The organism is Brevundimonas sp. UBA7507, assembly GCF_002478355.1.
Lineage (GTDB): Bacteria > Pseudomonadota > Alphaproteobacteria > Caulobacterales > Caulobacteraceae > Brevundimonas > Brevundimonas diminuta_D.
In genome coordinates, this window is sequence record NZ_DLNP01000005.1 from 113,367 (window position 1) to 124,596 (window position 11,230).

The 11,230-nt window shown below is 69.6% G+C and carries 10 protein-coding genes; 6 read left to right on the forward strand and 4 right to left on the reverse strand.

All coding sequences use genetic code 11. The features are described from left to right. Positions 1–108: 108 nt before the first annotated feature. Positions 109–684: a hypothetical protein gene (locus tag B3D50_RS03715; RefSeq protein ID WP_286949474.1), complete on the forward strand. Its 576-nt coding sequence runs from the start codon at positions 109–111 to the stop codon at positions 682–684. Further along, positions 671–1,336, forward strand: coding sequence for a class I SAM-dependent methyltransferase (locus B3D50_RS03720; RefSeq protein WP_286949475.1), 666 nt, complete (start codon positions 671–673; stop codon positions 1,334–1,336). The genes B3D50_RS03715 and B3D50_RS03720 overlap by 14 nt, the downstream gene beginning before the upstream one ends. 7 nt (positions 1,337–1,343) lie before the next feature. Here B3D50_RS03720 and B3D50_RS03725 read toward each other — a convergent pair whose 3' ends face one another. The 3 genes from B3D50_RS03725 to B3D50_RS03735 form a co-directional block, all read right to left on the reverse strand. Then, complete coding sequence (locus tag B3D50_RS03725; protein WP_003163623.1) at positions 1,344–1,916, reverse strand: NADPH-dependent FMN reductase; 573 nt, start codon at positions 1,914–1,916, stop codon at positions 1,344–1,346. An 81-nt stretch (positions 1,917–1,997) separates the two neighbouring features. Beyond that, positions 1,998–3,308, reverse strand: a complete 1,311-nt coding sequence (locus B3D50_RS03730) for a nicotinate phosphoribosyltransferase (protein ID WP_286949476.1) — start codon at positions 3,306–3,308, stop codon at positions 1,998–2,000. Between the two features lie 6 nt (positions 3,309–3,314). Then, positions 3,315–5,180, reverse strand: a complete 1,866-nt coding sequence (locus B3D50_RS03735) for a monovalent cation:proton antiporter-2 (CPA2) family protein (protein ID WP_286949477.1) — start codon at positions 5,178–5,180, stop codon at positions 3,315–3,317. Between the two features lie 181 nt (positions 5,181–5,361). Between B3D50_RS03735 and B3D50_RS03740 the strand changes: the two genes are divergently transcribed. The 4 genes from B3D50_RS03740 (at position 5,362) to B3D50_RS03755 (ending at position 10,806) form a co-directional block, all read left to right on the forward strand. Further along, a complete protein-coding gene (locus B3D50_RS03740; protein ID WP_286949478.1) occupies positions 5,362–7,188 on the forward strand; it encodes a vWA domain-containing protein in 1,827 nt (608 codons plus the stop codon). Between the two features lie 83 nt (positions 7,189–7,271). After that, entirely contained in the window at positions 7,272–7,682 is a 411-nt protein-coding gene (locus B3D50_RS03745) for a CBS domain-containing protein (RefSeq protein WP_046651853.1), read from the forward strand. A gap of 86 nt (positions 7,683–7,768) precedes the next feature. Beyond that, positions 7,769–8,344 carry a hypothetical protein gene (locus B3D50_RS03750; protein ID WP_286949480.1) on the forward strand — a complete coding sequence of 192 codons (576 nt, stop codon included), beginning with the start codon at positions 7,769–7,771 and terminating at the stop codon, positions 8,342–8,344. Positions 8,345–8,421: 77 nt separating this feature from the next. Continuing rightward, entirely contained in the window at positions 8,422–10,806 is a 2,385-nt protein-coding gene (locus tag B3D50_RS03755) for an ATP-binding protein (protein WP_286949481.1), read from the forward strand. 6 nt (positions 10,807–10,812) lie between these two features. Here the strand turns inward: B3D50_RS03755 and B3D50_RS03760 are convergent, their stop codons facing one another. Further along, positions 10,813–11,166: a periplasmic heavy metal sensor gene (locus tag B3D50_RS03760; RefSeq protein ID WP_286949482.1), complete on the reverse strand. Its 354-nt coding sequence runs from the start codon at positions 11,164–11,166 to the stop codon at positions 10,813–10,815. Between the last annotated feature and the right edge of the window lie 64 nt (positions 11,167–11,230).

Genomic DNA, 11,230 nt, shown 5'->3' on the forward strand with positions numbered 1-11,230 from the left:
TTTGCGTAAGGTCAACCTTACATTGCCTTCATGTCATGTCAACCTGACTTTTTATCAGCCTGTCCTGACTTTGTTGCCAGCGCCTTCGGCGACCCCTAGCTTGTCGTCATGCGTAGCCTTCCCGCCTTCGTCCTGGCCGTCCTGACGGCCGCCGCGCCCCTTGCCGCCCCGGCCGCCTCGCCTGCCCCGCCCGCCGTCGAGCAGGATGTCCGGGGCGCGCGCGACCATGACGACCTGCCGCGCATGGACGGCGCGCGCATCCGCGCCTGGCGCCAGTTGTCGGTGGCCGAGATCACCCTGCCGACCGGCGCGGTGGCCGAAGGCGCCGCCCCGGAAAACGCCCTGCGCCTGCAGGGCCAGATCAGCCACCTGGACTACGCCATCCGCCCCGCCGTCGCGCCGATCGACATGGCGCGCCACTATGAGGAAGCGTTGCGCGAGGGAGGCTATGAGACCGTCTTTTCCTGCACCGGCATCGCCCGTTGCGGCTCGGGCATGGGGGCGCTGATCCTGCTCAGCGACGCCGTGGCGCCCGCCGGATTCGCCGACGGCGTGTTCAACGATCAGCTGCGGGTGATCGTGGCGCGCAAGGGTTCGACCTGGGTGCTGCTGCACATGACGCGCGGCCCGGATCGGTCGCTGGTCTATCAGGCCGTGATCGAGGGCGCCCGTGAACTCGACTAGACGGATCGCCGACCCCGCCCGTTTCATCCGCGACAACACCCGTCTTCAGCCCGTCTCGCACACGCCGGAGGTTTCGCTGTGGCTGGCCGATGAGGTCACGCCCATCTGGCGGCTGACCGAGGAGGAACTGGGCGAGATGGGCCTGCCGCCGCCGTTCTGGGCCTTCGCCTGGGCGGGCGGACAGGCGCTGGCGCGCTGGCTGCTGGACCATCCGCAGGCGGTTGAGCGACGTCGCGTGCTGGACCTGGCGACGGGCTCGGGCCTCGTCGGCATCGCGGCGATGAAGGCGGGCGCGGCCTCGGTGCTGGCCGCCGACATAGATCCCTTCTGCGCAGCGGCAGTGGCGGCGAACGCTGAGGCCAACGGCGTCGAGATCGCCTTCACCGCCGACAACCTGCTGGAGGCGCCGCCTGCGGCCTTCGACCTGATCTGCGCCGGGGACGTCTTCTATGAAGGACCAATGGCTGCGGCGATGCTGACCTGGCTGAAGCAGGCGCGCGCGGCCGGGTCTAGCGTGCTGGTCGGCGATCCGGGCCGCACCTACTTCCCGAAAGAGGGCCTCAGCCTGTTGGCCGAATACCGCGTGCCGACGACGCGCGAACTGGAGGACCAGGAGGTCAAGCGCACGCGGGTCTGGGCGCTGGACGCCTGACGCCGCCTCAGGCGTCGCGCGGCAGGACGGTCAGCACCCGCGCCATGTGCTGGTGGAAGGCTTCCATATAGTCGCGCAGGAACTGTTCGGTGCCGGGGACGCTGACGTTTCCGTCGTCGTCGATCAGGTCCGGTTTGAACTGGATATAGGCCTCGACCGCATTCATCTGCGGGGCCTGAAGAAAGCCGAGGATGGGGCGCAGGGTTTGTTGCCCCACCGCCGTGCCGATGGCGCCGGGCGAGGCGCCGATCACCGCCGTCGGCTTGTTCTTGAAGACGTTGGTCCCGTAGGGGCGGCTGGCCCAGTCCAGGGCGTTCTTCAAGCCGCCAGGAACGGAGCGATTATACTCCGGCGTGACGATCAGGATGGCGTCAGAACGCTTGATCGCCGCCTTGAAATCCTGGGCCACGGCCGGATAGTCGGCGTCGTAGTCGTAGGAATAGAGCGGCAGGTCGGCGAAGCTGATCTCGCTCATGTTCAGCTTGTCCGGCGCCAGCTTGACCAGAGCCTTGGCCAGCTTGCGGTTGATCGAGCCCTTGGCCAGGCTGCCGATGATGTAGCCGACGTTGTAGGTGGTCATGGAAGCGTGTCCCGCTGAAATTATGGGCGGCGCCCGGCGCCGCTGATAGCCAAATGTCCAACCAAGCTTAGCGGTTCCGTCTCAGACGCGCACGGCCTGACGCCCGCGTCCCGCCTCGCCGAACACGCGCAGATAGCGTTCGATCTCGGCCCGGTCGCCGGTGGCCTTTTCGACGTTGTCCGACAGTTTCACCGCCGGACGGCCCGCCGCCTTGGTCACCTTGCAGACCAGCGACAGGGGTAACAGTTCCGGCGCCTCGACCGGCGCGCAGTCGCGGAAGTCGTTGGTCAGATTGGTGCCCCAGCCGAAGCTGGTGCGTACCCGGCCCTTGAAGTGGGCGTGGGCCGCCTCGATGCCGTCCACGTCCAGCCCGTCGGCCAGGACCAGCAGACGCTCGCGCGGGTCGCGGCCCTTGGACGCCCACCACTTCATGATGATCTCGCCGCCCTCGATCGGCGGTGCGGAATCGGGACGGAAACCCTTCCAGTCGGCCAGCCAGTCGGGCGCGTCGTCGAGGAAGGCTTGCGTGCCGAAGGCGTCCGGCAGGGCGATCAGCAGATTGCCGTCATAGGCCGCCCGCCATTCCTCCAGCACCCGATAGGGGGCGGCGCGCAGGGCCGCCTCGTCCTCGCCCGCCATCGCGGCCAGCACCATGGGCAGTTCGTGGCCGTTGGTGCCGATGGCCTCAAGGTCGTTGTTCATGGCCAGCAGCACGTTGGAGGTGCCGATGAAGGCGCTTCCCAGCCCTTCCTTCAGCGCCTCGACGCACCAGCCCTGCCACAGGAAGCCGTGGCGGCGGCGCGTGCCGAAGTCGGACAGGGCCAGCGGCTCCAGCTGTCGCAGTCGCTCGATCTTGCTCCACAGCTTGGTCTTGGCGCGCGAATAGAGAATGTCCAGTTCGAAGCGGCCCATGCGCCGCAGGGCGCGGCGGCTGCGCAGCTCGTTCAGGATCGACAGGGCGGGAATTTCCCACAGAGTGACGTCCGCCCAACTTCCCGAAAACTCGAGCCTGAACTGGCCGTCGGCGCTACGCGACAGGTCGTAGTCCGGCAGGCGATAGTCAGCCAACCAGGCCAGGAAGTCCGGGCTGAAGATCGACTTCACGCCGTAGAAGGTGTTGCCGCCCAGCCAGATCAGCTCCCGGTTGGTGAAGCGCAGAGAGCGGGCGTGGTCCAGCTGGGCGCGCAGTTCGGCCTCGTCCACTTCCTCGGCCAGTCGCACCGAATTCGTGCGGTTGATGACCGAGAAGGTCACGGGCGCGTCGCGGAACCGGCGCCAGATCAGCTGCAGCATCAGCAGCTTGTAGAAGTCGGTGTCCAGCAGGCTGCGGACGATGGGGTCCAGGCGCCAGCCGTGGTCATAGGCCCGCTTGGCCAGGTCGATGCTCGCCATGCCCGATCAGTCCGCCTTCTGTGCAGTTGGCTCGATGACAGCCTCGGGCGGGGCCTCGTCTTCATTGACCAGGCGGCCCTCGCGGTGCGGCTTGATGTAGGGCGTCGGCTGCGGCGTCGGCATATTGCCGCGCATCAGGGCGGCTCCGGCCTTCAGCCCGCCGGTCAGGTCCAGGTCCAGGCGCGCCTCGTCGCGACGGCGCACGTCGGCGATGACGTCGGCGATCTCGTCTTCCGGCAGACCCAGTTCCTCCAGCACGGCCTGGCCGAACCGGAGGGCGGACTCAAACGTCTCGCGCACCTGATAATCGACCCCCGCCTGGATCAGGCGCAGCGAATGGCCGCGGTCGAAGGCCCGCACCATCAGCTTCACGCCGGGGAACTCGGACTTGACCAGTTGCACGATCTTGTCGGCGGCCTCCGGTTTGTCGACGCAGACCAGCACCGCCTCGGCCTTGCCTGCGCCCGAGGCCCGAAGCGTGTCGAGACGCGTGCCGTCGCCATAGTAGACCTTGAAGCCGAAGTTCCCGGCCGCCTGGATCATCTCCACGTCGTTCTCGATGATCGACACGTCCACGTCGCGCGCCAGCAGCGGCTGCGACACCACCTGGGCGAAGCGGCCGAAGCCGATGATCAGCACCTGGCCGCGCAGGCCGTCGGCGGCGTCCACGCCCTCGGCCTCTTCCGGCGACAGGCCCGCCTCCTTGGGCAGGAAGCGCTTCAACGCCAGGGTCGTCAGCGGCGTCAGCGCCATCGACAGGATGACGATGGCCGTCAGGGCCGCGCCCGCCTGGGCGTCGATCACCCCCGCCGTCGCGGCGGCGCTGTATAGGACGAAGGCGAACTCGCCCCCTTGCGCGAACAGGGCCGCGCGCTCGATCGCCTCATGGTGACGCGCCTTGAACAGGCGGGCGACGACATAGATGACCAGGGCCTTGACCACCATGAAGGTCGCCAGCCCCGCCACGACGATGCGCCAGTCGTTGACGACCACGCCGATGTCCAGCGCCATGCCGACCGACAGGAAGAACAAGCCCAGCAGAATGGCGCGGAACGGCTCGACGTCCGCTTCCAGCTGATGCCGGAAGGTCGAGTCGGACAGCAGCACCCCGGCCAGGAAGGCGCCCATGGCCATCGACAGGCCGACCCCGTCCATGATCCAGGCCGTGCCCGCCACCACCAGCAGGGCGGCGGCCGTCATCACCTCGCGCCCGCCGTTGCGGGCCAGGAAGCGGAACACTGGATTGATGGCGTAGATCCCCACCGCCAGCACGCCCGCCAGGGCCGCCAGCGCCAGGCCGATCGACTGCCACAGCGGCGTCGTGCTCTCGGCCGAATGCCCCATCGACGCGCCCAGCAGGGCGACGATGGCCAGCAGGGGCACGATGGCCAGATCCTCGAACAACAGGATGGACACCGCGCGCTGTCCGCTGGGCGTCGGCAGGTCGCCGCGCTCTTCCAGCATCTGCACGATGACGGCGGTCGAGGACATGACGAAGCCCATGGCCCCGACAAAGGCCACCGGCGCCGAAACGCCCGCCGCCATGGCGATCAGCGTCAGGGCCAGGCCCGCCAGCCCGACCTGGGCCGACCCCAGGCCGAAGATCTCCCTGCGCATCCCCCACAGCCGCTTGGGCCGCATCTCCAGGCCGATGATGAACAGGAAGATGACCACGCCGAACTCGGCGACGTGCAGGATGGTCTGCGGCTCACGGAACAGGGCCAGCCCGAAAGGACCGATGGCGACCCCCGCCGCCAGATAGCCGAGCACCGAGCCCAACCCCAGCTTGCGGAAGATCGGCACGGCCACCACGCCCGCCGCCAGCAGGGCCGCCACATGGCCCAGTTCCAGTCCCGTCGCAGCCTCGGCCATCGCTCACCCTTGTGCTTGAGCCTTCATAGTGGGGGCGAAAGACCTCAATAGCGAGGGCTTCATCACCACAACCTCTGCGCCACAGGGCGACAGTGGCGCGACTTCACAAAGAACCTTCGCCTTAGTTCCGCCGAACATCGTCATTCTTCATGGTCGCGACAGGGTTGGAGGAGACCGAACAATGCCCCAGCATCCACGGCGCCGCGCCGCCGGATTTCAGCGTCGCCCGGCGAGCCTGACGCTGGTCGCCGTCGCCGCCCTCATGACCGCCGCCCCGGTCGGCGCCGCGCCCGTTCCGTCGCCCGTGGTTCAGGACGGAACGCCCAGCCCGGCCGCCTGTCGCGAACTCGGCTTCGACCTGTCGCCGCCGTCCCATGTGCGGCCGCCCGTCCTGCGATCACGGCCGCCCCATCCCGCGCCGCTTGCGGCTCCTCCGCCGCCCGTCACCCTGCCGATCGAAGCGGCAAAGAAGGAAGACCGGCTCGCATACGCAGGCCCGCCCGCCACAGCGAACGATGTGGTCGTCAGCGGGTCGCGCATCGGCCCCTATCCCCCCGGCGCTCCCCGCCCGCCGCGTCCCGTCGACACCGAACGCTATCCCGACGCCACGCCCAATGCGGTCAAGCGCACGGCGGACCAGCCGGTCTCGACCTTCTCCATCGACGTGGATACGGCCGCCTACGCCAACGTCCGTCGCTTCATCGACAACGGCAGGGCTCCGCCACGCGACGCCGTGCGGGTCGAGGAGATGATCAACTACTTCGACTACGGCTACGCCCGCCCGACCTCGGCGGCGCGTCCCTTCGCGGTCACCACCGCCGTCGCCGCCTCGCCCTGGGCGCCGGGCCGCCAGATCGTCCATGTGGGCCTGCAGGGCTATGAGCTGCCCGAGGATCAGCGCCGCCCCCTGAACCTGACCTTCCTGGTCGATGTCTCCGGTTCGATGAACAGCCCCGACAAGCTGGACCTGGCCAAGCAGTCGATGAACCTGATCATCGACCGCCTGCGGCCCCAGGATCGCGTCGCCGTGGCCTATTACGCCGAGGGCGCCGGCACGACGCTGGCCCCCACCGCCGGGACGCAGAAGCTGAAGCTGCGCTGCGCGGTCGCCTCCTTGCGGGCTTCGGGCGGCACGGCCGGGGCCACCGGCATGACCAACGCCTATGACCAGGCCCAGGCCAGCTTCGGCCGGAACAAGGTCAACCGCATCCTGATGTTCACCGACGGCGACTTCAACGTCGGCGTCACCGACGACAAGCGGCTGGAAGACTACGTCGCCGACAAGCGCAAGACGGGGATTTACCTGTCCGTCTACGGCTTCGGACGCGGCAATTATCAGGACGCCCGGATGCAGGCGATCGCCCAGGCGGGCAACGGAACGGCCGCCTATGTCGACGACCTGAAAGAAGCGCGCCGCCTGTTCGGGCCGATGTTCGACCGGGGCGCCTTTCCCATCGCCGACGACGTGAAGATCCAGGTCGAGTTCAATCCGGCGCGCGTCGCCGAATGGCGACTGATCGGCTATGAAACCCGCCTGCTGAACGAAGAGGACTTCAGCAACGACGCCGTCGACGCGGGCGAAGTCGGCTCGGGCGCTTCCGTCACGGCCTTGTATGAGATCACGCCGGTCGGCGGGCCGACGCAGATTCCCGAGCGCCGCTATGCCGACAACCGCATCGCGACTGGCGGCGGCGATCCGAACGGCGAACTGGGCTTCATCCAGGTGCGCTACAAACAGCCCGGCCAGCAGCGTTCTGAGCTGATCCAGCAGCCGCTGACCGACCGTTCGCGCGCCGACGCTCCGCCCGAGGCCACGCGCTGGGCCCTGGCCGTCGCCGCCTTCGGTCAGAAGCTGCGCGGCGATCCCTGGATGGCGCCAGACTACGGTTGGGATCGGGTGCTGGATCTGGCCCAGAGCGCGCGCGGCGCCGACCCCTACGGCGAGCGGGCCGAGTTCGTTCAGTTGGTCCGCGCCGCCCAGAGCCTGCCGGAACGTCGGGAACCCTGAGCGTCCCCGCGCCGCCGGAACCGCGACCGGCGGCGCGGGTTCCTTAAGGCCAGGCCGCAACGGCCGCGCCAAGGGAGATGGCCATGAAAATTCGCGACGTGATGAGCAAGGACGTGCAGGTCGCCCGCCCCGAAGACACCCTTCAGAACGTCGCCGGGCGCATGGCGGCGGGCGATTTCGGCTTCATCCCCGTGGCCGACGGCGACCGCCTGATCGGCGCCCTGACCGACCGCGACATCGTGGTGCGCGCCGTCGCCTCGGGCGCCGGGCCTGAGGCGAGGGTGCTGGACGTCCTGTCGCGCGACGCCCTGGTGGTGCGGGCCGACGACGACCTGAAGGTCGCGCTGGATCTGATGTCCTCGCGCCAGATTCGCCGCCTGCCCGTCGTGGACAAGGACGGCCGTCTGGTCGGCGTCGTCTCGCTGGGAGACCTCTCGACGCGGGTCAAGGAACGCTACGCCGGCGAGGCGCTGGAAGAGATTTCCCGCCCCTAGAATTAACCGCCGCTAACCACGTCGCGGAACCCGACGATAACGGCCGGGGCCGCATCATTCCCTTCTTTCAGCGAGGGAAGTTCGGAATGGCGCGCGCCCAGTTCCAGAAAGGCCAGAAGGTCTGGGTCGAGAGCGTCGGCGTCTGGGCCCAGGTCGAGAAGGTCAATCCTGTCTGGGCCAAGGGCTTCGACGAGCCGGTCCGGATCACCTACGACGTGGGGCTGGGCCGGGAATTCGCAGCGGCCGAGCTTCAGGTTCCCTCGGACAATCCCGCCGCCGGCGCCCTGGGCGACTGGCGCATCCTGCGCGCGCGCAACAAGTGGCAGGATCCGGCCGACTGCGCCCATCATCCCTTCCCCGGCAGCTATCCCGTCGTCGTCACAGACAAGGCCGACTGGGGCGGGTGGCGCGTGCCCGGCGCCGAATACGACCGCGACCCGCAGCGCGTCGAGTTCCAGGCTCGCCTGATCGCGGGCGCGCCGGAGCTGATGGACCTGGCGCGCGAGTTGATGGCCTCGGTCGCCGAGGCCCCGGACGACGCCCCGCCCGAGACCCAGCGCCTGGCCCGCAAGGCCCAGGCCATCCTGCGCCGCATGACCGAGATCGCCGCCCCGCCGCCTGCGTCCATCCAGCCCGGCGACGGCGCCGAAGCCGAGGCTTAACGACCCTAATCCCACCCCTCGACGGATTCCGCGACGCAGCCTAGATTCCCGGCTGAATCGTCACAGGAGGGTCGCCCTTGCGGGGCACCGAGCGCCGCAGTTACGGGCCGGGCCGTCGGGCCACGGACCATCAGGCCGCGCGCTCTGCGCCCTGGGTCCGCATCCTTGCGCTCGCCGTGGCGCTGGCGCTGGCGGCCTATGTCATGCTGTTCGCCCGCGAGCACAGCCGTCCCAGCCGTGAAGTCGAGGCCGCCCGCCAGGAGACCCTGACGCTTGAGGCTCGGCTCGCCGCCGCCCAGGTCGAGGCCCGCGCCAGCCAGACCGATCGCGCCCTGGACGCCGCCGCCCGCGTTCTGACCCAGACGCCCGGCCAGCCGGTGCAGGCGCTGGACAGCGCCCGGCTGGAAGACCCCGAGGCCGCCTTCCTGATCGCCGACGCAAGCGGCCGCGCCCTGGCGGCGCGCGGCGCCCGCCTGGGTCCGGACGCGGCTGCGGGACTGTCGATCGGAGAGGACGGCCTGACCACGCGCCGGACGACGCCGGGCGGTCATATCCTGGTCGCCCGCACGCCCCTGCCGAACCTGAAGCCGACGTTGGCGCAGGCCGGTCTCAGCGTCCTGCCGTCGGGTCAGGCGCCGGCGACGCCGGATCAGGCGGCCAAGGGGCCGGACGGCCGCCCCCGGACCGCCGCCGTGGCCCCGATCGGCGACACCGGCCTGTCGGTCGTGGCGAGCCTGCCCCGGCCCGACGCCTTCGCCGCCTGGCTGGACGACGCCTGGATGCTGGCGGCGCCCCTGCTGCTGGTGGTGCTGATGCTGGTGGTGATCGCAGTGCAGAACTGGCGTCAGATGCGAGCCAGCCGACGTTGGGCCGACACCGAACGGCGCTTCCGCGTCGCCGTCGAGGCCGCCCGCTGCGGCGTGTGGGAATGGGATCTGGCCAAGGGCGAGGCGACCCTGTCCGACTATATGGCCGCCCTGCTGGAGGTGGAGACCGGGACCGTCCTGACCACCCAGGCCATGATCGAGCGGGTCCACCCGCGCTATCGCCAGCTGATGATTGAGGCCCTGGACAAGGCCATGGCCGACGGCGTGTTCGAGGCCGCCTTCCCCGTGCCGCTGAGCAACGGCGGCGTGCGCTGGATCGACGCGCGCGGCCAGTCGCGCCAGCCGCAACGCGACGGCGGCTATGACAGCCTGATGGGGGTGGCGCTGGACGTCACCGAGGCGCGCCGCACCAAGGCCCAGGCCCAGGCCGCCGAGAGCCGCCTGCGCGACGCCATCGAAAGCGTGTCCGACGCCTTCGTCCTGTTCGACCGGCGCGGGCGGCTGATCCTGTGGAACCAGGGTTTCCAGGACGCCTTCGCCTTCCCCAAGGGCGTGGTGCGGCCCGGCGCGCAGAAGGATGAACTGAACCGCATCGCCGCCGAGGCGATCAAGGCCGAGCACCCTTCCGCCGGGGGCCGCGCCGGGGTGCGCGAGGTCGAGCTGAAGGACGGCCGCTGGCTGCAGATGGCCGAGCGCTTCACCGGCGACGGCGGCACGGTGGTGATCTGCGCCGACATCACCGTCATCCGCCGCCAGGAGGCCGAGCGCCGCCGCGCCGCCGACGAGCTGCGCGCCATGGTGGCGGAACTGGAGGCCAGCCAGGCGAACCTGGCCCTGCTGGCGCGCAAATATGAGGTCGCCATGACCCGCGCCGAAGCCGCCAATCAGGCCAAGTCCGAGTTCCTGGCCAATATGAGCCATGAGCTGCGCACCCCCCTGAACGCCATCAACGGCTTCTCTGAGATCATGGCCGCCGAGATGTTCGGCCCCCTGGGCGACCGTCGCTACAAGGGTTACGCCGCCGACATCCACGGCTCGGGCCAGCATCTGCTCAGCCTGATCAACGACATCCTCGACATGGCCAAGATCGAGGCGGGTAAGCTGACCCTGCACTATGAGCCGATGGCGCTGGACGTGCTGTGCGCCGAAGCGGTGCGGCTGATGCGCGGCAAGGCCCAGGAGGCGCAACTGGCCCTGACGCTGGACTGCCCCGAGGATCTGCATATCGAGGCCGATCAGCGCGGCCTGAAGCAGGTGCTGCTGAACCTGATCTCCAATGCGGTGAAGTTCACGCCCGAGGGCGGCGCCGTATCGGTGAAGGTCGCGCCGCGCGACGCCGCGACCGTGCGCGTCTCGGTCGTGGACACCGGCATCGGCATAGCCGCCAAGGATCTGGAGCGGCTGGCCCAGCCGTTCGAACAGGTCGAGGGTCAGCATTCCAAGTCGACGCAAGGGACGGGTCTGGGCCTGGCCCTGACCAAGTCGCTGATCGAACTGCACGGCGGCGCCATGAAGATCGAGAGCGAACCGGGTCGCGGCACCACCGTCTGGTTCGACCTGCCGACCCGCGCGCCAGAGGGCGCCGTGGCCCCCGTCGGCGCTCCGGCCCAGCGGGTTCAGGCCCGCGCGGCGTAGGGCCGATCAGGCCGCCGGTTCAGACGCCGTCGACGACTTGGCCGCTGCCTTCCCCGTCGAGGTCGCGCACTTCGACGACTCCTTCGACCTGGACTTGTGGCGCGACAGGATCGGCGCCAGGGCGGCGCGATCAGCCGGATTGAGGCGGTTCAAGGTCTCCACCGCGCCCGATTCCAGCCGCGCCCGGCCGCGCATCTCCGACGCACGGGAGCGTTCCAGCAGGGCGGCGACCGCCACGGGGTCGAACTGATCCGAGCGGGTCAGGGCGATCGCTTCGCGGCGGGCGGCGCGCGCCTCCTCGAAGTCAGGGCGGGCCTCCAGAGCCGTGGCGCGCATCTCGCGCTTGATCTGGTCGCGCACGGCGGGGGGGGGGGGCCCCCCCCCCCCCCCCACCAGGCCGGAGAGGGGGGGGGCCCCCCCCCCC

What these genes read in the sequence shown, in the direction of transcription:
- B3D50_RS03750 (WP_286949480.1), top strand. Translation starts at nt 7,769, where the DNA reads ATGGCGCGCGCCCAGTTCCAGAAAGGCCAGAAGGTCTGGGTCGAGAGC.
- B3D50_RS03735 (WP_286949477.1), bottom strand. Translation starts at nt 5,180, where the DNA reads ATGGCCGAGGCTGCGACGGGACTGGAACTGGGCCATGTGGCGGCCCTG.
- B3D50_RS03715 (WP_286949474.1), top strand. Translation starts at nt 109, where the DNA reads ATGCGTAGCCTTCCCGCCTTCGTCCTGGCCGTCCTGACGGCCGCCGCG.
- B3D50_RS03725 (WP_003163623.1), bottom strand. Translation starts at nt 1,916, where the DNA reads ATGACCACCTACAACGTCGGCTACATCATCGGCAGCCTGGCCAAGGGC.
- B3D50_RS03740 (WP_286949478.1), top strand. Translation starts at nt 5,362, where the DNA reads ATGCCCCAGCATCCACGGCGCCGCGCCGCCGGATTTCAGCGTCGCCCG.
- B3D50_RS03730 (WP_286949476.1), bottom strand. Translation starts at nt 3,308, where the DNA reads ATGGCGAGCATCGACCTGGCCAAGCGGGCCTATGACCACGGCTGGCGC.
- B3D50_RS03745 (WP_046651853.1), top strand. Translation starts at nt 7,272, where the DNA reads ATGAAAATTCGCGACGTGATGAGCAAGGACGTGCAGGTCGCCCGCCCC.